Consider the following 16595-nt stretch of genomic DNA (forward strand, 5'->3'; position numbering starts at 1 on the left):
CGACGTTCGTGGTGGTACGAGCAGCGTGGGTCACAGGGCCAGCCCGCCTTCCCGAGCGCCGTCCGCGATGGCGGCGACGCGACCGTGGTACTTGTTGCCACCACGGTCGAACACGACGGCCTCGACACCCGCGGCCTTGGCGCGCGAGGCGACGAGCTCGCCGACCTTCTTGGCCTTCTCGCGCTTGTCGCCCTCGAGGGCACGCACGTCGGCCTCCATGGTCGACGCCGACGCGACGGTCTTGCCGACGGTGTCGTCGACGACCTGGACGAAGACGTGGCGCGAGGAGCGCGAGACGACGAGCCGGGGCCGGACGGCGGTGCCGGTGACCAGCTTGCGGAGTCGGGTGTGACGGCGCGTGCGCGCGGCCGTCTTGCCCTTGGCGCGCTTGACGATCATGGCCATCGGTTACTTACCAGCCTTTCCGACCTTGCGGCGGATCTGCTCGCCCGCGTAGCGGACGCCCTTGCCCTTGTACGGGTCGGGCTTGCGGAGCTTGCGGATGTTCGCGGCGACCTCGCCGACGAGCTGCTTGTCGATGCCCTGGACCGAGAACCGGGTCTGGTTCTCCACCGCGAAGGTGATGCCGGCCGGCGGCTCGACGGTGATCGAGTGCGAGTACCCGAGGGCGAACTCGAGGTTCGAGCCCTTGGCCAGCACGCGGTAACCGGTGCCGTGGATCTCGAGCTTCTTCTCGTAGCCCTCGGTGACACCGAGGACCATGTTGTTGATGAGCGAGCGGGTCAGGCCGTGGAGCGAGCGCGAGGTGCGCTCGTCGTCGGGGCGCTTGACCTCGAGCACGCCGTCGGTCTGCTCGACGGTGATCGGCTCGGCGACGGTGTGCGAGAGCTCGCCCTTCGGGCCCTTCACGGTGACGTGCTGACCGGAGACGGTCACGTCGACACCCGAGGGGACGGTGACGGGGAGACGTCCGATTCGAGACATGTCTGCTACCCCTTACCAGACGTAGGCGAGGACTTCCCCACCCACACCCTTGTTGGCGGCCTGACGGTCGGTCAGCAGGCCGGACGACGTCGAGATGATCGCGACACCGAGACCACCGAGCACCTTGGGAAGGTTGGTGGACTTGGCGTACACGCGCAGCCCGGGCTTGCTCACGCGGCGCAGGCCGGCGATGGAACGCTCACGGTTGGGGCCGTACTTGAGGTTCACCGTGAGGGTCTTGCCCACCTCGGCGTCCTCGACGGACCAGCCGGCGATGTAACCCTCGGCCTCGAGGATCTCGGCGACGTGGCTCTTGAGCTTCGAGAACGGCATGGAGACTGCGTCCTTGTGCGCCGAGTTGGCGTTCCGGACGCGGGTCAGCATGTCCGCGATCGGGTCGGTCATGGTCATTGGGCTTCTCCGCCCTCTCTCACCGTGGTTTCTGCCGGGGATCCCGGCGGACCTGCGATGTAGATGGTCTGTGGATGGGGTGCCGCCCGGGGGCGGCGGAGGTGAGGACTTACCAGCTGGACTTGGTCACACCGGGGAGCTCGCCCGCGTGGGCCATCTCCCGCAGGCAGATCCGGCACAGGCCGAACTTGCGGTAGACCGAGTGCGGGCGCCCGCAGCGCTGGCACCGCGTGTAGCCGCGGACCGCGAACTTCGGCTTCTTGTTCGCCTTGTTGACCAGGGCGGTCTTGGCCATGTCAGTTCTCCTTGAACGGGAAGCCGAGCGCCTTGAGCAGCGCGCGTCCCTCGTCGTCGTTCGTCGCCGTGGTGACGACCGTGATGTCCATGCCGCGGACGCGGTCGATCTTGTCCTGGTCGATCTCGTGGAACATCGACTGCTCCGTGAGGCCGAAGGTGTAGTTGCCGCGGCCGTCGAACTGCTTCGGCGAGAGGCCGCGGAAGTCGCGGATGCGCGGCAGCGCGATGGTGACGAGCCGGTCGAGGAACTCCCACATCCGGTCGCCGCGCAGCGTGGTGTGCGTGCCGATCGGCATGCCCTCACGCAGCTTGAACTGGGCGATGGACTTGCGGGCCTTCGTCACGACCGGCTTCTGGCCGGTGATGGCGGTGAGGTCGCGGACGGCACCCTCGATGAGCTTGCTGTCCTTGGCGGCGTCGCCGACACCCATGTTGACGACGACCTTGACGACACCCGGGACCTGCATGACGTTGGCGTAGCCGAACTGGTCACGCAGGGCGCCCTTGATCTCGTCCTGGTAGCGCGCCTTGAGGCGGGGCTTGGTAGCGGTCTCGGCCATCTCTCTCACAGGTCCTTGCCCGAGCGCGCGCCGACGCGGACACGGCTCGTCTTCTGACGGCCGTCACGCTCGACGGTCTCGACGCGGGTCTTGATCCGGGTGGGCTTCTTGTCCGAGGGGTCGACGATGGCCACGTTGCTCACGTGGATCGGCGCCTCCTGGACGACGAGGCCACCGGTGCGGCTGCCCCGGGTCGACTCGCCGGCCTTGGTGTGCCGGGTCACCCGGTTGACACCCTCGACCGTGACGCGGCCGGTCTCGCGGTTGACCGCGATGACCTTGCCGGTCTGGCCCTTGTCCTTGCCGGCGAGCACCTGGACGGTGTCGCCCTTCTTGATCTTCGAGGCCATGGTTCAGAGCACCTCCGGGGCCAGGCTGATGATCTTCATGAACTTCTTCTCGCGCAGCTCGCGCCCGACCGGGCCGAAGATGCGCGTGCCACGGGGGTCACCGTCGTTGCGGAGGATGACCGCGGCGTTCTCGTCGAAGCGGATGTAGGAACCGTCGGGACGACGGCGCTCCTTGCGCGTCCGGACGATGACGGCCTTGACGACGTCGCCCTTCTTCACGTTGCCGCCCGGGATCGCGTCCTTGACGGTGGCGACGATGGTGTCGCCGATGCCGGCGTACCGGCGACCGGAACCACCGAGAACACGGATGCAGAGGATCTCCTTCGCACCGGTGTTGTCGGCGACACGCAGTCGCGACTCCTGCTGGATCACTGTCTAACTCCTACTCGTCGTGCTGGTTCTCGCCGGGGGCGAGCCTGGCCGAACTGACTGGATTGCCTTGCGGCAGAGGCTTACTTGGCCTTCTCGAGGATCTCGACGACGCGCCAGCGCTTCGTCGCGGACAGCGGCCGGGTCTCCATGATGAGGACGCGGTCGCCGATGCCGGCGGCGTTGGCCTCGTCGTGGGCCTTGACCTTGCTCGAGCGGCGCATGACCTTGCCGTAGAGCGCGTGCTTGACGCGGTCCTCGACCTCGACGACGACGGTCTTGTCCATCTTGTCGCTCACCACGTAGCCCTGGCGGGTCTTGCGGTCGTTGCGGCTGACGGTGGTCACGGTCTCGTCCTTCTTCTCGCTCACTTGGCCTCACCCTTCACGCCGATGCCGAGCTCACGCTCACGCATCTCGGTGTAGATCCGGGCGATGTCCTTGCGGACGGCGCGGAGCCGACCGTGGTTGTCCAGCTGCCCGGTGGCGGACTGGAAGCGGAGGTTGAACAGCTCCTCCTTGGCCTTGCGCAGCTCGTCGACGAGACGCTCGTCGTCGAAGCCCCGCATCTCCTTGGGGCTCAGGTCCTTGGAACCGACTGCCATCAGAAGTCACCACCCTCACGCCGGACGAAGCGGCACTTCATCGGCAGCTTGTGCATCGCGAGACGCAGGGCCTCGCGCGCGACGTCCTCCGGGACACCGGAGAGCTCGAACATGATCCGACCCGGCTTGACGTTGGCGATCCACCACTCGGGGGACCCCTTGCCGGAGCCCATGCGGGTCTCGGCCGGCTTCTTGGTCAGCGGGCGGTCCGGGTAGATGTTGATCCAGACCTTTCCGCCACGCTTGATGTACCGGGTCATCGCGATACGCGCGGACTCGATCTGGCGGTTGGTGACGTAGGCGGGCTCGAGGGCCTGGATGCCGTAGTCACCGAACGCGATGGTCGTACCGCCCTTGGCCATACCCGAGCGACCCGGGTGGTGCTGCTTGCGGTGCTTGACTCGACGGGGAATCAACATGGGTCAGGACTCCTCGGTGCTCGGAGCGGCCGGGGCCTGCTCCTGCTGGGCCTGGGCGGCGGGGGCCTCGGTGCGACGGGCGCGGGCCGGGCGGTCCGCGCCGTCACGACGCGGGCCGCGACCCTGGCGCGGAGCCGTGGCCTGCTGTGCCGCGAGCTCGCGAGCGGTCATGTCGCCCTTGTAGATCCACACCTTGACGCCGATGCGCCCGAACGTGGTCTTGGCCTCGTACAGGCCGTAGTCGATCTGCGCGCGGAGGGTGTGCAGCGGCACGCGACCCTCGCGGTAGAACTCGGTGCGGCTCATCTCCGCGCCGCCGAGGCGGCCGGAGACCTGCACGCGGATGCCCTTGGCGCCGGCGCGGGTGGCGGACTGCATGCCCTTGCGCATGGCGCGACGGAACGAGACACGGGCCGACAGCTGCTCGGCGATGCCCTGCGCGACGAGCTGGGCCTCCTGCTCGGGGTTCTTGACCTCGAGGATGTTCAGCTGCACCTGCTTGCCCGTGAGCTTCTCGAGCTCACCGCGGATGCGGTCGGCCTCGGCGCCGCGGCGGCCGATGACGATGCCCGGGCGGGCGGTGTGGATGTCGACGCGGACGCGGTCACGCGTGCGCTCGATGTCGACACGGGCGATACCGGCGCGGTCCATGCCCGTGGACATGAGCTTGCGGATCGCCACGTCCTCCTTGACGTAGTCGCGGTAACGCTGACCCTCCTTGGTGGAGTCGGCGAACCAACGGCTCTTGTGCTCCGTCGTGATCCCGAGACGGAAGCCGTGCGGGTTGACCTTCTGACCCATCAGCGGGTGCCTCCGTTCGTGGTCTTGGCGGGCTTGGGAGCGACGACCACCGTGATGTGGCTCGTGCGCTTGTTGATGCGGCCGGCGCGGCCCTGGGCGCGCGGACGGAACCGCTTCATGGTCGGGCCCTCGTCGACGAAGGCCGCGGAGACGACGAGCTCGCGCTCGTCGAACCGCTCGGCCGTCTTGTCGGCGCGGACGCGGGCGTTGGCGATCGCGGACTCGAGGACCTTGAGGACCTGCTCGCTCGCCGCCTGGGGCGCGAAGCGCAGGACCGACACGGCGTCGGGCGCAGCCTTGCCGCGGATGAGGTCGACGACGCGACGCGCCTTCATCGGCGTGATCCGGGTGTGGCGGGCGGTCGCCCGCGACTCCAGCGTGGTGTTGTCGGTGGCCATCAGCGACGACGCCCCTTCTTGTCGTCCTTCACGTGACCCTTGAAGGTGCGGGTCGGTGCGAACTCGCCGAGCTTGTGGCCGACCATCGCCTCGGTGACGAACACCGGGGCGTGCTTGCGGCCGTCGTGGACGGCGAAGGTGTGGCCGAGCATGTCCGGGCTGATGACCGAACGGCGCGACCAGGTCTTGATGACGTTCTTGGTGCCCGCTTCGTTCTGGACATCCACCTTCTTCTGAAGGTGGTCGTCGATGAAGGGGCCCTTCTTCAGGCTACGAGGCATTCCACAGGCTCCTTATCAGCGCTTCTTGCCAGTACGACGGCGACGCACGATGAGCTTGTCGCTGGGCTTGCCGGGGCGGCGGGTGCGGCCCTCGGGCTGGCCCCAGGGGCTCACCGGGTGACGACCACCGGAGGTGCGGCCCTCGCCACCACCGTGCGGGTGGTCGACCGGGTTCATGACGACACCACGGACGGTCGGGCGCTTGCCCTTCCAGCGCATGCGGCCGGCCTTGCCCCAGTTGATGTTCGACTGCTCGGCGTTGCCGACCTCGCCGACGGTGGCGCGGCAGCGCACGTCGACGTTGCGGATCTCACCGGACGGCATGCGCAGCTGCGCGTAGGGGCCGTCCTTGGCGACGAGCTGCACGCGCACACCGGCGGAGCGGGCGATCTTCGCGCCGCCACCGGGCTTCAGCTCGACGGCGTGGATGACCGTACCGGTCGGGATGTTGCGCAGCGGCAGCGTGTTGCCCGGCTTGATGTCGGCCGAGGGGCCGTTCTCGATCGTCGCGCCCTGCTCGAGGCCCTTGGGGGCCAGGATGTAGCGCTTCTCGCCGTCCGCGTAGTGCAGCAGCGCGATGCGGGCGGTGCGGTTGGGGTCGTACTCGATGTGAGCGACCTTGGCCGGCACGCCGTCCTTGTCGTGGCGACGGAAGTCGATGACGCGGTAAGCGCGCTTGTGGCCACCACCGATGTGACGGGTGGTGATGCGGCCGTTGCTGTTGCGACCACCGCTCTTGGTCAGCGGACGGACGAGGGACTTCTCGGGGGTGGAGCGGGTGACCTCGACGAAGTCGGCCACGCTCGACCCGCGACGCCCCGGCGTCGTCGGCTTGTACTTGCGGATACCCATGGTGTAGTCCTCAGCTTCCTCAGGCGCCGGCGCTGCCGAAGATGTCGATCGAGCCCTCGCGGAGGGTGACGATCGCGCGCTTGGTGTCCTTGCGCTTGCCGGTGCCGAACCGCGTGCGACGGGACTTGCCCTGGCGGTTCATCGTGTGCACGGAGTCGACCTTGACCTTGAAGATCTCCTCGACGGCGATCTTGATCTCGGTCTTGTTCGACCGCGGGTCGACGAGGAAGGTGTACTTGCCCTCGTCGAGGAGGCCGTACGACTTCTCGGACACGACCGGCGCGATCAGGATGTCGCGGGGGTTCTTGCCCTGGCTCACTTCTCGTCCTCCACATCGGCCTCGGCGGTCTTCTTGGCCGGAGCCTTCTTCGCCGCGGCCTTCTTGGCGGGCTTCGCGGCGGCGACGGTCTCACCGGTGAACGCCTCGTAGGCGGCCTGGGTGAAGACGACGTCGTCGGCGCAGAGCACGTCGTAGGTGTTGAGCTGGTCGACCGCGAGCACGTGGACCTCGGCGAGGTTGCGCACCGACTTCAGCGACACGATGTCGCTGCGGTCGAGGACGACGAGCAGGTTCGGGCGCTCGGTGAGACCGGCGAACAGGGCCTTGGCGTCCTTGGTCGAGGGGGCCTCGCCGGTGGCGATGGACTCGACGACGTGGATGCGGCCGTGGCGCGCCCGGTCGGAGAGGGCACCGCGCAGGGCGGCGGCCTTCATCTTCTTGGGGGTGCGCTGGTTGTAGTCACGCGGCTGCGGGCCGTGCACGGTGCCACCGCCGGCGAACTGCGGCGCACGGGTCGAGCCCTGGCGGGCCCGGCCGGTGCCCTTCTGGCGGTAGGGCTTCTTGCCACCGCCGCGGACGTCGCCGCGGGTCTTGGTGGCGTGCGTGCCCTGACGGGCCGCCGCGAGCTGCGCGACGACGACCTGGTGGATCAGCGGGACGTTGGTCTGGACGTCGAAGATCTCCGAGGGGAGGGTGACGTCGAGCGTCGTGGTAGCCATGGTCAGGCCCCCTTCGCGGCCGAGCGGACGAGGACGACCGCACCGCGGGGACCGGGGACGGCGCCCTTGACGAGCAGCAGGCCCTTGTCGGCGTCCACGGCGTGGATCGTGAGGTTCTGCGTGGTGTGGCGCACGCCGCCCATGCGGCCGGCCATGCGCATGCCCTTGAACACGCGGCCCGGGGTGGCGCAGCCACCGATGGAGCCGGGCTTGCGGTGGTTCTTGTGCGCACCGTGCGAGGAGCTGACGCCGTGGAAGCCGTGACGCTTCATGACACCGGCGAAGCCCTTGCCCTTGGTGGTCGCGCTGATGTCGACCGAGGAGCCGGACTCGAAGGTGTCGGCGCCGAGCTCCTGGCCGAGCGAGTACTCGCCCGCGTCGGCGGTGCGGATCTCGATGAGGAAGCGGCGCGGGGTCACGCCGGCCTTCTCGAAGTGGCCGGCCAGCGGCTTGGTGACCTTGCGGGGGTCGATGGCGCCGTAGCCGAGCTGGACGGCCGCGTAGCCGTCGACGTCGGCCGCGCGGACCTGGGTCACGACGTTCGGGCCGGCCTGGATCACGGTGACGGGCACGAGTCGGTTGTTCTCGTCCCACACCTGGGTCATGCCGAGCTTGGTGCCCAGCAGACCCTTCTGGGTCTTCGTGGCAGTAGTCATCGCGAGCCTCAGAGCTTGATCTCGATGTTGACGTCAGCCGGGAGGTCGAGACGCATCAGCGAGTCGACGGCCTTCGGCGTCGGGTCGATGATGTCGATGAGGCGCTTGTGCGTGCGCATCTCGAAGTGCTCGCGGCTGTCCTTGTACTTGTGCGGCGACCGGATGACGCAGAAGACGTTCTTCTCCGTCGGCAGCGGCACGGGGCCAACCACGGTCGCACCCGCGCGGGTCACGGTGTCGACGATCTTGCGCGCCGAGCTGTCGATGACCTCGTGGTCATACGACTTCAACCGGATGCGGATCTTCTGTCCCGCCATCTGTTGTTCCGTCTCTCTCTCGCCGTCCATCTGTCAAAGTGCCGGCCCGTGGACCTCCGACCCCCGCGGTCGGGCGTGTCGCCCTTGTTCCGCAGTTCGGGCGCAGGCGATCTCTCGCGTTCGTCCGTGGGTCCGGCTGTCCGGTGGAACCGGGCCTGGCTCTTCGCCGACGAGCCGCCCCGCCGTCCGGCGGTTCAGTACCTCGTCGCGGTGGGCTCCCGGTCCCGGTCTGGGACGCGGGGGCACGCCAAGCAACCCGGCTAGTCTGCCAGAGCCCTCGCGCCTGACCAAATCGGCCGCTACACCGCCGGGGCCCCCTCCCCCGGCACCCCCGCCGCCGTGGCGCGTCGAGGACTCCCCAAGAACTCTTTGACACTTCGTGCGCCGCGGTGTCCCACTGCCCAAGAACCCTTTGGAGGTAGTGATGACCGACCCCGGCCACCTGCGGGCCCTCGCCCACCCGACGCGGCTGCGCATCCTGTCCCTGCTCACCGGCAGCGCCCTCTCCGCGGCGGACGTCGCCCGGGAGCTGGGGCTCACGCACGCCAACGCCTCCTACCACCTGCGCCTCCTGCGCGACGCGGGCGAGCTCGTCGTCGCCGGGGAGGAGAGCATCCGCGGCGGCCGTGCCGTCCGCTACCGCCACCCCTGGCGGGAGGAGGACCGCCCGGGCGGCGCGTCGACCGGTGGGGTGGACCCCGGCGCGGCCGAGCTCGTCGTGCGCGCCGTTACCCAGGAGCTGCAGCGTCGCTACCGCGACCGGCGCCGGGACCTGCCCGGGATCGTGACCGACGCCGAGCTGTGGGTCGAGGAGGAGACGTGGGTGCGCGCCCGCGAGCTGCTGCTCGAGGCCGCGGCGCTCGTGCACGACGGGGCGAGGGCGCCGCGTGCGGAGGGCACGACGCTCGTCAACCTCTCGCTGTTCGCCTTCGCGATGGACCCACGGTGAACGCCGACGGCGCCGGCCTCGCGCCGCTGCGCGTGCGCGGGTTCTCGTGGTACCTCGCCTCACGGACGGCGAACCTCGTCGGCACCTCGGCCGCGACCGTCGCCCTCGCCTTCGCGGTCCTCGACCTCGGCGGCTCGGCCACCGCCCTGGGCCAGGTCCTCGCGGCACGGGTGGTGCCGATGACCGCGCTCCTGCTCTTCGGGGGCGTGCTCGCCGACCGGCTCCCCCGCTCGCTCGTCCTCCAGGGCTCGAACCTCGCGAGCGCGCTGCTGCAGGGGCTCACGGCGGCGCTGCTCCTCGCCGGGGTGCGCGAGCTCTGGCCCGTCGTCGTCCTCCAGGCGCTCCAGGGCGCGGCGTCCGGGACGGGCTTCCCGGCGATGGCCGGCATGGTGCCGACCCTCGTCCCCGCCGAGCCGTGGCCCGGCCGGCCCCGCCGACCTCCCCCCCTCGGTCGTCCGCGACCTGCGCGAGGGGTGGCAGACCTTCCGGGGCACCCCGTGGCTGTGGGTCGTCGTCACCGCCTTCGCGCTCCTCAACGCGGTCTGGGGCGGTGCGTGGCTGACGCTCGGTCCGGCCCTGGCCGAGGACACGGTCGGTCGACCCGCCTGGGGCTGGGTGCTGTCGGCCGAGGCGGCCGGCGCGCTCGTCGCGACCGCCGTCCTGCTGCGCGTCCCGCTCGGCCGGCCGCGGCGGGTCGGCATGCCGGCCGTCGCCCTGCTCGGCCTCCCCCTCGTCCTGCTCGGCGGGGGGTCCCCGGCCTGGCTGCTCGTGCTCGCCGCGGTCGTGGCCGGCGTCGGGCTCGAGGTGTTCGGCATGGGCTGGAACCTCGCCGTGCAGGAGCACGTCGAGCCGGCCCAGCTCTCCCGGGCCTACTCCTACGACGCGCTGGGCTCGATGGCGCTCGTGCCCGTCGGGCAGCTCGTCGCCGGGCCGGTCGCCGAGCGGTTCGGCCTCGCCCCCGTGGTCCTCGCGGGCGGGCTCGCCGTCGCCGTCATCGCGCTGACGACGCTGGCGTCACCGGACGTGCGCCGCCTGCCACGCGCGCCGTCACCCCACGGCGCGGCCGACCCCGCCACCGTGGCCCCAGGGTGACCAGCGCGACGCCGAGCACGAGCAGGACGCCCCCGCCGACGACCAGCGCGGTGGGGACCTCGCCGTCGGCGACCCACGCCGTCGCGATGCCGATGGGCGGGACGAGCAGCGTGAACGGCGCGACGTCCGAGGCCGGGTGCCGCTCGAGGAGGCGGTTCCAGATTCCGTAGCCGACGAGGCTCGCGAGCACCGCGGTGTAGGCGGTCGAGAGCCAGTTGACGGCCGAGAGGTGGGTCAGGGCCGTGCCGACCGCGGCCGGCCCGTCGACGAGGAGGCTGAGGCCGAGCGCGGGCACCGGCACGACGAGCGCCGACCACACCGTGAGGCCCAGCCCGCCGGGCACCCCGAGCCGGCGCACGAGCACGTTGCCGGTCGCCCACGACAGCGCCGCGAGGACGCAGACGACGAGGGCGACGACGGGCACGCTGCCACCGCGCCCGAGCGCGACCACCCCGAGGCCGAGCGCGCCGACCCCGACACCGGCCAGCTGCACGCGCAGCGGTCGTTCGCCGAGGACGAGGGCGGCGAGCCCGACGGTGAGGACCGCCTGCGCCTGGAGCACCAGCGAGGCCAGGCCCGGCGGCATGCCGAGGGCCAGGGCGGAGTACAGGAGGCCGAACTGCCCCAGGCTCATGCAGGCGCCCACGGCGAGCACGCGCCGCAGCGGGGCGTCGGGCCGTGCGACGAAGGGCAGGGCGAGGAGGACGACGGCGAAGCGGAGTGCGACGAAGAGCAGCGGCGGGACACCGTCGAGCCCGCGCTCGATGACGACGAAGTTCATCCCCCAGACGAGCATGACGAGGACGGCGGAGAGCGTGTCGCGCAGCGGCATGCCCCCATCCTCGCGCCGGAGCTCCGTTCAGCACCAGCGCACGATCGTGCCACGCTCCGTGTAGCGTCGCTACATGATCGAGCTCGAGCACCTCGCCACCCTCGCGGCCGTCCGACGCACCGGGTCGGTCGGCGGGGCCGCGGCCGAGCTCGGCTACACCCCCTCGGCCGTCTCGCAGCAGGTCAAGCGGCTCGAGCGACGGGTCGGCGGCCCGGTCCTCGAACGCGTCGGGCGCGGCGTGATGCTCACCGAGCTGGGTCGCCACCTCGTCGACGAGGGCGGCGACATCCTCGCCCGCCTCGAGCGGCTGGAGTCCGGGCTCGGGCGGGTGACCGGGGGCCCGGTCGCCGGCGGGGTCCGGCTCGTCGCGTTCTCGACGGCCGTGCGCGGGCTCCTCGCCCCGGCGCTGCGCACCCTTGCCGTCGACGAGCCCGACCTCACCGTCACCCTCGTCGAGCGTGACCCGCACGAGGCGATCGACCTCGTCGCCGCCGGCGGGGCCGACGCCGCCCTCGTCCACAACTGGGGTGACCTCCCCCTGCCCTTCCCCGAGCACGTCGAGGTCGTCACGCTCGGGGTCGACACCGCCGACGTGCTCGTCCACCGAGACCACCCGCTCGCCGGCGCCGCCGGCGCGACCGCCCTCGACCTCGTCGCCGACGACTGGGTCTGCGCACCCGAGGGCTCGGTCTGCCACGGCTGGCTCACCCACATGTTCGACCTCCACGGCGCCCGCCCGCGCATCCGGCACTGGTCGTGGGAGTTCGCCTCGCACGTCGGCCTCGTCGCCGAGGGCGTCTGCGTCAGCCTCGTCCCCCGCCTCGGGCGCGAGCAGCTGCCGGCGTCGGTCGTCGCCGTCCCGCTGACCGACCCCGTGCCGACCCGCCGCGTCATGATGACGTGGCGCCGGAGCATGGCCCCCTCTCCCGCCATCGCCCGGGTCCGCGAGGAGCTCGCGCGCGTGGGTGCGGAGCGGCTGACCCCGGCCTGAGCGGCGTGGCGGCGTCACGGCGTATCACCGCGGGCCGTGCCGCCCTCCTGAGGAGCACGCGACGGGTCCCCGGCGCCCACCCCACGGAAAGGTGCTCCCCCCGTGCGCACGTCACCCCTCCTGCGCCGGGCGGCCGTCGCCGCCGCCGGCGCCGCCCTCCTCGTCCTCGGCGCCGCCGGCGCCGACGCGGGTGGTCCGCAGCCGGGCACCGCGCAGAGCCGGTCGGCCGCGCCCCGGCCGGCCCTCGTCACCCCGTCGACCGCCGCGGGCTCCGAGCTGCGCTTCGTCGCGGTCGCCCCCTGCCGGATCATCGACACCCGCATCGCCGGCGGTCGGCTCACGGCCGCCTCCCGCACCTTCGACACCACGGCGACGAGCTACGCCGCCCAGGGCGGCAAGGCCGAGTCGTGCGACGTCAGCGCCGTCGCGACGGCGGTGCAGCTCAACCTCGGGGCGATCTCGCAGAGCGGGAGCACGAGCGACCTCAAGGGCTGGGCGACGGGCACGACCGAGCCGACCGCCTCGCTCGTCAACCACAACCCGTCCGGCCCGGTCGCCAACATGGTCACCGTGCCCGTCGACACCAGCGGCCGGCTGACGCTCAGGACCCCGGGCTCGGCCCACGTCTTCGCCGACGTCGCGGGGTACTGGGTCATGCCGCTGTACGTCTCGGTCGACGCGACCACGGCGCCACCGACCGTCCACGCCGGCGCCTCGTCCGGGTTCGTCGGCGTCGTCAAGGACGGGACGGGTTCGTCCCGGGTGACCTTCGACCGCAACGTCAGCCGCTGCACCCCGGCCGCCACCGACTACCTCTTCGGGGCGGTGCACGAGATCTCGGTCGACAGCGACTTCTCGCACGACAGCACCGTCTACGTCTCGGTCAAGAACTCCGCCACGGGCGTCGCCGAGGACACGATCTTCCACCTCGTCCTCACCTGCTGACCCGCCGACCCCGGGGGCACGGCGAAGGGCCCGCACCCCCGGGGGTGCGGGCCCTTCGACGGGCTGCCGGTCAGGCGACCGGCGTCAGGTCACTTCGTGATCTTGGTGACCCGGCCGGCGCCGACGGTGCGGCCGCCCTCGCGGATGGCGAACTTGAGGCCCTCCTCCATCGCGATGGGCTGGATGAGCTCGACGGCCATCTCGGTGTTGTCGCCGGGCATGACCATCTCGGTGCCCTCGGGCAGCGTGACGACGCCGGTGACGTCCGTGGTCCGGAAGTAGAACTGCGGACGGTAGTTGTCGTAGAACGGGGTGTGACGGCCACCCTCGTCCTTGGACAGGATGTAGACGTTGGCGTCGAACGCCGTGTGCGGCGTGATCGAGCCCGGCTTGACGACGACCTGGCCGCGCTCGACGTCCTCGCGCTTGATGCCACGCAGGAGCAGGCCGACGTTCTCGCCCGCACGGCCCTCGTCGAGGAGCTTGCGGAACATCTCGATGCCGGTGGCCGTGGTCTTGGTCGGCGGGCCGGTGTGGATGCCGACGATCTCGACCTCCTCGTTGACCTTGAGGACACCGCGCTCGATGCGGCCGGTGACGACCGTGCCACGACCGGTGATCGTGAAGACGTCCTCGACGGGCATGAGGAACGGCTTGTCGGTGTCGCGCTCCGGCTCCGGGATGTAGTTGTCGACGGCGTCCATGAGGTCGAGGACGGTCTGGCCCCACTCGGCGTCGCCCTCGAGCGCCTTGAGCGCCGAGACCTTGACGACGGGGAGGTCGTCACCGGGGAACTCGTAGGAGCTCAGCAGCTCGCGGACCTCCATCTCGACGAGCTCGAGGATCTCCTCGTCGTCGACCATGTCGGCCTTGTTGAGCGCCACGACGACGTAGGGGACGCCGACCTGGCGGGCCAGGAGGACGTGCTCCTTCGTCTGCGGCATCGGACCGTCGGTGGCGGCGACGACGAGGATCGCGCCGTCCATCTGCGCCGCACCCGTGATCATGTTCTTCACGTAGTCGGCGTGGCCCGGGCAGTCGACGTGGGCGTAGTGACGGCCCTCGGTCTGGTACTCGATGTGCGCGATGGAGATCGTGATACCGCGCTGCTTCTCCTCGGGCGCCTTGTCGATGTCGTCGAACGCGAACTGGGGGTTCAGGTCCGGGTACTTGTCGTGCAGGACCTTGGAGATCGCAGCAGTCAGCGTCGTCTTACCGTGGTCGATGTGACCGATGGTGCCGATGTTGACGTGCGGCTTGGTCCGCTCGAACTTTGCCTTCGCCACTTGATGTCCTCCTCAGGACTGATTTCTCGGTAACGCCGTTACGACCGGGCAGGACGTGGCGTCGTCTGGGGGTTGGTTGGAAGTGCTTCTCTCAGGCGAGATCAGCGACCACTGTAGCGGTCACTCGCCCCGGGTCTTCTTGATGATCTCCTCGGCCACCGACTTGGGGACCTCGGCGTAGGAGTCGAACTCCATCGAGTAGTTCGCGCGACCCTGGGTCTTGGACCGCAGGTCGCCGACGTACCCGAACATCTCCGACAGCGGGACCAGGCCGCGGACGACCTTGGCGCCGGAGATGTCCTCCATCGCCTGGATGTGGCCACGCCGCGAGTTGATGTCGCCGATGACCTCACCCATGTAGTCCTCAGGGGTGCGGACCTCGACGGCCATCATCGGCTCGAGGAGGACCGGCTCGCACTTGCGGACGGCCTCCTTGAGCGCCATCGAGCCGGCGATCTTGAACGCCATCTCCGAGGAGTCGACGTCGTGGTACGCACCGTCGAGGAGCGTCGCCTTGATGCCGACCAGCGGGTAGCCGGCGAGCACGCCGTACTGCATGGCGTCCTGGATGCCGGCGTCGACCGACGGGATGTACTCGCGCGGGATGCGGCCACCGGTGACCTTGTTGGAGAACTCGTAGAGCTCGCCCTCGGCGGTGTCCAGCGGCTCCAGCGCGATCTGGACCTTCGCGAACTGGCCCGAGCCACCCGTCTGCTTCTTGTGGGTGTAGTCGTAGCGCTCGAGGGTCCGCTTGATGGTCTCGCGGTAGGCGACCTGCGGCTTGCCGACGTTGGCCTCGACCTTGAACTCGCGACGCATGCGGTCGACGAGGATGTCGAGGTGGAGCTCGCCCATGCCGGCGATGATCGTCTGGCCGGTGTCCTCGTCGAGGTGCACCTGGAAGGTCGGGTCCTCCTCGGCCAGCTTCTGGATCGCGGTGCCGAGCTTCTCCTGGTCGCCCTTGGTCTTGGGCTCGATGGCGACCTGGATGACGGGCTCCGGGAAGGTCATCGACTCGAGCACGACCGGCTTGTCGATGTCGCAGAGGGTGTCACCGGTCGTCGTCGTCTTCAGACCGATGGCGGCGTAGATGTGGCCCGCCATGGCGTCCTCGACCGGGTTCTCCTTGTTGGCGTGCATCTGGAAGAGCTTCCCGATGCGCTCCTTCTTCACCTTGGTGCTGTTGAGCACCTGGGTGCCGGCGGAGATGTGGCCGGAGTAGACGCGGATGAAGGTCAGCGTGCCGAAGAACGGGTGCGAGGCGACCTTGAAGGCGAGCGCGGAGAACGGCTCGTCCTTGCTGGGCTTGCGCTCGACCTTCTCGTCCTCGTTGCCCGGGGCGTGACCCTCCATCGCCGGCACGTCGAGCGGCGAGGGGAGGTAGTCGACGACCGCGTCGAGCATCGGCTGGACGCCGCGGTTCTTGAACGCGGAGCCGCACAGGACCGGGTAGACCTCGGAGGCGATCGTCAGGCGGCGGATGCCGGCCTTGATCTCCTCGGCGGTGAGCTCGCCGCCCTCGAGGTACTTCTCCATGAGGGCGTCGTCGGACTCGGCGACCCGCTCGATGAGCTGGTGGCGGTACTCCTCCACGCGCTCGACGAGGTCGGCCGGGATGTCCTGGATCTCGTACTTGGCACCCATGGTGACATCGCCCTTGGCGTCGCCCTCCCACACGAGCGCGCGCTTGTAGATGAGGTCGACGACACCGACGAAGTCGTTCTCGGCGCCGATCGGCAGCTGGAGCACGAGGGGCTCCGCGCCGAGGCGGTCCTTGATGGTGTCGACGGTGAAGTAGAAGTCCGCGCCGAGCTTGTCCATCTTGTTGACGAAGCAGATGCGGGGGACGTTGTACTTGTCCGCCTGGCGCCAGACCGTCTCGGACTGGGGCTCGACGCCCTCCTTGCCGTCGAAGACGGCGACGGCGCCGTCGAGGACGCGCAGCGAGCGCTCGACCTCGACCGTGAAGTCGACGTGACCGGGGGTGTCGATGATGTTGATCTGCGACCCCTCCCAGAAGGAGGTGACGGCGGCGGAGGTGATGGTGATCCCCCGCTCCTTCTCCTGCTCCATCCAGTCGGTGGTGGAGGCGCCGTCGTGCGTCTCGCCCATCTTCCGGTTGACACCGGTGTAGAAGAGGATGCGCTCGGTCGCCGTGGTCTTGCCGGCGTCGATGTGCGCCATGATGCCGATGTTGCGGACCTTCTTGAGGTCCGTCAGGACGTCCTGTGCCACGTTCTG

General features: G+C 70.1%; 25 protein-coding genes and 1 pseudogene. 5 read left to right on the plus strand and 21 right to left on the minus strand.

The window, feature by feature from the left end; all coding sequences use genetic code 11:
* Positions 1-30: 30 nt before the first annotated feature.
* The 18 genes from rplR to rpsJ form a co-directional block, all read right to left on the minus strand.
* A complete protein-coding gene (gene rplR, locus LG324_RS17460) occupies positions 31-405 on the minus strand; it encodes a 50S ribosomal protein L18 (protein ID WP_030526845.1) in 375 nt (124 codons plus the stop codon).
* 3 nt (positions 406-408) lie between these two features.
* A complete protein-coding gene (rplF, locus tag LG324_RS17465; protein WP_030526844.1) occupies positions 409-945 on the minus strand; it encodes a 50S ribosomal protein L6 in 537 nt (178 codons plus the stop codon).
* Between the two features lie 12 nt (positions 946-957).
* A complete protein-coding gene (gene rpsH, locus LG324_RS17470; RefSeq protein WP_030526843.1) occupies positions 958-1356 on the minus strand; it encodes a 30S ribosomal protein S8 in 399 nt (132 codons plus the stop codon).
* Between the two features lie 109 nt (positions 1357-1465).
* Positions 1466-1651, minus strand: a complete 186-nt coding sequence (locus LG324_RS17475) for a type Z 30S ribosomal protein S14 (RefSeq protein WP_030526842.1) — start codon at positions 1649-1651, stop codon at positions 1466-1468.
* 1 nt (position 1652) lies between these two features.
* Positions 1653-2213: a 50S ribosomal protein L5 gene (rplE, locus tag LG324_RS17480; RefSeq protein ID WP_030526841.1), complete on the minus strand. Its 561-nt coding sequence runs from the start codon at positions 2211-2213 to the stop codon at positions 1653-1655.
* Positions 2214-2218: 5 nt separating this feature from the next.
* Positions 2219-2563: a 50S ribosomal protein L24 gene (gene rplX, locus LG324_RS17485; protein ID WP_030526840.1), complete on the minus strand. Its 345-nt coding sequence runs from the start codon at positions 2561-2563 to the stop codon at positions 2219-2221.
* Positions 2564-2566: 3 nt separating this feature from the next.
* On the minus strand, positions 2567-2935 hold the full coding sequence (rplN, locus tag LG324_RS17490) for a 50S ribosomal protein L14 (protein ID WP_030526839.1): 369 nt from the start codon (positions 2933-2935) through the stop codon (positions 2567-2569).
* A gap of 80 nt (positions 2936-3015) precedes the next feature.
* Positions 3016-3303: a 30S ribosomal protein S17 gene (gene rpsQ, locus LG324_RS17495; RefSeq protein ID WP_051750125.1), complete on the minus strand. Its 288-nt coding sequence runs from the start codon at positions 3301-3303 to the stop codon at positions 3016-3018.
* Positions 3300-3536 (minus strand): 50S ribosomal protein L29, encoded by a 237-nt coding sequence (gene rpmC, locus LG324_RS17500; protein WP_030526837.1) that lies wholly within the window; start codon positions 3534-3536, stop codon positions 3300-3302. Before rpmC ends, rpsQ begins: the two co-directional genes overlap by 4 nt.
* Positions 3536-3955, minus strand: a complete 420-nt coding sequence (gene rplP, locus LG324_RS17505) for a 50S ribosomal protein L16 (protein WP_030526836.1) — start codon at positions 3953-3955, stop codon at positions 3536-3538. Before rplP ends, rpmC begins: the two co-directional genes overlap by 1 nt.
* Positions 3956-3958: 3 nt before the next feature.
* Positions 3959-4756 carry a 30S ribosomal protein S3 gene (rpsC, locus tag LG324_RS17510; protein WP_030526835.1) on the minus strand — a complete coding sequence of 266 codons (798 nt, stop codon included), beginning with the start codon at positions 4754-4756 and terminating at the stop codon, positions 3959-3961.
* Entirely contained in the window at positions 4756-5154 is a 399-nt protein-coding gene (gene rplV, locus LG324_RS17515; protein WP_030526834.1) for a 50S ribosomal protein L22, read from the minus strand. Before rplV ends, rpsC begins: the two co-directional genes overlap by 1 nt.
* A complete protein-coding gene (gene rpsS, locus LG324_RS17520; protein ID WP_030526833.1) occupies positions 5154-5435 on the minus strand; it encodes a 30S ribosomal protein S19 in 282 nt (93 codons plus the stop codon). The genes rplV and rpsS overlap by 1 nt, the downstream gene beginning before the upstream one ends.
* A 15-nt stretch (positions 5436-5450) precedes the next feature.
* Entirely contained in the window at positions 5451-6287 is an 837-nt protein-coding gene (rplB, locus tag LG324_RS17525; RefSeq protein ID WP_030526832.1) for a 50S ribosomal protein L2, read from the minus strand.
* Positions 6288-6306: 19 nt separating this feature from the next.
* Positions 6307-6606, minus strand: a complete 300-nt coding sequence (gene rplW / locus LG324_RS17530; RefSeq protein ID WP_030526831.1) for a 50S ribosomal protein L23 — start codon at positions 6604-6606, stop codon at positions 6307-6309.
* Positions 6603-7286, minus strand: coding sequence for a 50S ribosomal protein L4 (gene rplD / locus LG324_RS17535; protein ID WP_404350020.1), 684 nt, complete (start codon positions 7284-7286; stop codon positions 6603-6605). Before rplD ends, rplW begins: the two co-directional genes overlap by 4 nt.
* A gap of 2 nt (positions 7287-7288) precedes the next feature.
* Positions 7289-7942, minus strand: a complete 654-nt coding sequence (gene rplC / locus LG324_RS17540; protein WP_030526830.1) for a 50S ribosomal protein L3 — start codon at positions 7940-7942, stop codon at positions 7289-7291.
* A gap of 8 nt (positions 7943-7950) precedes the next feature.
* A complete protein-coding gene (rpsJ, locus tag LG324_RS17545; RefSeq protein WP_012867945.1) occupies positions 7951-8259 on the minus strand; it encodes a 30S ribosomal protein S10 in 309 nt (102 codons plus the stop codon).
* Positions 8260-8683: 424 nt separating this feature from the next.
* On the opposite strand from rpsJ, the gene LG324_RS17550 reads away from it, so the two are divergent.
* The 3 genes and pseudogenes from LG324_RS17550 (at position 8684) to LG324_RS17560 (ending at position 10300) form a co-directional block, all read left to right on the plus strand.
* Positions 8684-9208, plus strand: coding sequence for an ArsR/SmtB family transcription factor (locus tag LG324_RS17550; protein WP_404350025.1), 525 nt, complete (start codon positions 8684-8686; stop codon positions 9206-9208).
* 32 nt (positions 9209-9240) lie between these two features.
* Positions 9241-9558: pseudogene (locus LG324_RS17555) on the plus strand (MFS transporter); the annotation flags it as partial.
* Between the two features lie 265 nt (positions 9559-9823).
* The gene (locus tag LG324_RS17560) at positions 9824-10300 is read left to right on the plus strand and encodes a hypothetical protein (RefSeq protein ID WP_404350027.1); all 477 of its coding nucleotides are present in this window, start codon (positions 9824-9826) and stop codon (positions 10298-10300) included.
* On the opposite strand, the gene LG324_RS17565 is transcribed toward LG324_RS17560, so the two are convergent.
* Entirely contained in the window at positions 10200-11132 is a 933-nt protein-coding gene (locus tag LG324_RS17565; RefSeq protein ID WP_404350029.1) for an EamA family transporter, read from the minus strand. The two genes, LG324_RS17560 and LG324_RS17565, sit on opposite strands and share 101 nt — an antisense overlap.
* Positions 11133-11205: 73 nt before the next feature.
* Here LG324_RS17565 and LG324_RS17570 point away from each other — a divergent pair, with 73 nt between their 5' ends.
* Positions 11206-12123 carry a LysR family transcriptional regulator gene (locus LG324_RS17570; protein WP_404350031.1) on the plus strand — a complete coding sequence of 306 codons (918 nt, stop codon included), beginning with the start codon at positions 11206-11208 and terminating at the stop codon, positions 12121-12123.
* 102 nt (positions 12124-12225) lie between these two features.
* Entirely contained in the window at positions 12226-13068 is an 843-nt protein-coding gene (locus LG324_RS17575; RefSeq protein ID WP_404350034.1) for a hypothetical protein, read from the plus strand.
* Positions 13069-13157: 89 nt separating this feature from the next.
* On the opposite strand, the gene tuf is transcribed toward LG324_RS17575, so the two are convergent.
* Positions 13158-14354: an elongation factor Tu gene (gene tuf, locus LG324_RS17580; protein ID WP_030526824.1), complete on the minus strand. Its 1197-nt coding sequence runs from the start codon at positions 14352-14354 to the stop codon at positions 13158-13160.
* Between the two features lie 120 nt (positions 14355-14474).
* On the minus strand, positions 14475-16589 hold the full coding sequence (fusA, locus tag LG324_RS17585) for an elongation factor G (RefSeq protein WP_404350037.1): 2115 nt from the start codon (positions 16587-16589) through the stop codon (positions 14475-14477).
* Positions 16590-16595: the final 6 nt, after the last annotated feature.

This window comes from Phycicoccus jejuensis, from assembly GCF_044797865.1.
Lineage (GTDB): Bacteria > Actinomycetota > Actinomycetes > Actinomycetales > Dermatophilaceae > Phycicoccus > Phycicoccus jejuensis.

Bases quoted from the DNA above. Each gene is read 5' to 3' on its own strand.
- rplE (WP_030526841.1), bottom strand. From the start codon at position 2,213: ATGGCCGAGACCGCTACCAAGCCCCGCCTCAAGGCGCGCTACCAGGAC.
- LG324_RS17565 (WP_404350029.1), bottom strand. From the start codon at position 11,132: ATGCCGCTGCGCGACACGCTCTCCGCCGTCCTCGTCATGCTCGTCTGG.
- rpsJ (WP_012867945.1), bottom strand. From the start codon at position 8,259: ATGGCGGGACAGAAGATCCGCATCCGGTTGAAGTCGTATGACCACGAG.
- LG324_RS17570 (WP_404350031.1), top strand. From the start codon at position 11,206: ATGATCGAGCTCGAGCACCTCGCCACCCTCGCGGCCGTCCGACGCACC.
- LG324_RS17550 (WP_404350025.1), top strand. From the start codon at position 8,684: ATGACCGACCCCGGCCACCTGCGGGCCCTCGCCCACCCGACGCGGCTG.
- rplX (WP_030526840.1), bottom strand. From the start codon at position 2,563: ATGGCCTCGAAGATCAAGAAGGGCGACACCGTCCAGGTGCTCGCCGGC.
- rpsS (WP_030526833.1), bottom strand. From the start codon at position 5,435: ATGCCTCGTAGCCTGAAGAAGGGCCCCTTCATCGACGACCACCTTCAG.
- rplF (WP_030526844.1), bottom strand. From the start codon at position 945: ATGTCTCGAATCGGACGTCTCCCCGTCACCGTCCCCTCGGGTGTCGAC.
- rplD (WP_404350020.1), bottom strand. From the start codon at position 7,286: ATGGCTACCACGACGCTCGACGTCACCCTCCCCTCGGAGATCTTCGAC.
- rpsH (WP_030526843.1), bottom strand. From the start codon at position 1,356: ATGACCATGACCGACCCGATCGCGGACATGCTGACCCGCGTCCGGAAC.
- rplV (WP_030526834.1), bottom strand. From the start codon at position 5,154: ATGGCCACCGACAACACCACGCTGGAGTCGCGGGCGACCGCCCGCCAC.
- rplP (WP_030526836.1), bottom strand. From the start codon at position 3,955: ATGTTGATTCCCCGTCGAGTCAAGCACCGCAAGCAGCACCACCCGGGT.
- rpsC (WP_030526835.1), bottom strand. From the start codon at position 4,756: ATGGGTCAGAAGGTCAACCCGCACGGCTTCCGTCTCGGGATCACGACG.
- rpmC (WP_030526837.1), bottom strand. From the start codon at position 3,536: ATGGCAGTCGGTTCCAAGGACCTGAGCCCCAAGGAGATGCGGGGCTTC.
- rplB (WP_030526832.1), bottom strand. From the start codon at position 6,287: ATGGGTATCCGCAAGTACAAGCCGACGACGCCGGGGCGTCGCGGGTCG.
- rplR (WP_030526845.1), bottom strand. From the start codon at position 405: ATGGCCATGATCGTCAAGCGCGCCAAGGGCAAGACGGCCGCGCGCACG.
- LG324_RS17475 (WP_030526842.1), bottom strand. From the start codon at position 1,651: ATGGCCAAGACCGCCCTGGTCAACAAGGCGAACAAGAAGCCGAAGTTC.
- rplC (WP_030526830.1), bottom strand. From the start codon at position 7,942: ATGACTACTGCCACGAAGACCCAGAAGGGTCTGCTGGGCACCAAGCTC.